Source organism: Myxococcus vastator (genome assembly GCF_010894475.1).
GTDB lineage: Bacteria > Myxococcota > Myxococcia > Myxococcales > Myxococcaceae > Myxococcus > Myxococcus vastator.
Genome location: NZ_JAAIYB010000969.1, coordinates 1 through 480, shown reverse-complemented (window position 1 = coordinate 480; position 480 = coordinate 1). Strand labels below are relative to the sequence as shown.

The following is a 480-nucleotide window of genomic DNA, read 5'->3' as shown; positions in this document are numbered from 1 at the left end:
CCGGCATCGTGCTCTCCGCGCGCACCCCGGAGCGCCTGCGCGCGCGGGCCCGCCAGCTCCTCGACGCCCTCGACGCCCAGCCCGCCTGGGGAGCGGACGCGCTGGAGTCGCTCGCCTTCACGCTTCAGCGAGGGCGGGAGGCCATGGCTGCCCGTCTCGCCTTCGTGGCGGAGGACCTGGCCACCTGCCGCGAGCGGCTGCGGACCTTCGCGACGCACGCGGCGGACCCCACGGCGCCGTGCGCGCCGGGCCTCTTCACGGCGACCATCGCGGAGACGTCCCAACCGGGCGCCGCCCCCACCGAGGCCGCATTGCTGGAGCTCGTGGGCCGGAACGAGCACGAGGCCATCGCGCGCGCCTGGGTCGAGGGCACGCCCTGGCCCTGGGAGGCCCTCTACCGGGAGCACCCGCCCCGCCGGGTGTCCCTGCCCACGTACCCCTTCGTGGGAGAGCGCTACTGGATAGAGACCACTGCCACGG

1 protein-coding gene is annotated in these 480 nt (G+C 76.0%); it reads left to right on the top strand.

All coding sequences use genetic code 11. The features are described from left to right. On the top strand, nucleotides 1-480 hold a 480-nt coding region (locus tag G4D87_RS38605; RefSeq protein WP_205507901.1), incomplete at both ends, for a KS-MAT linker domain-containing protein.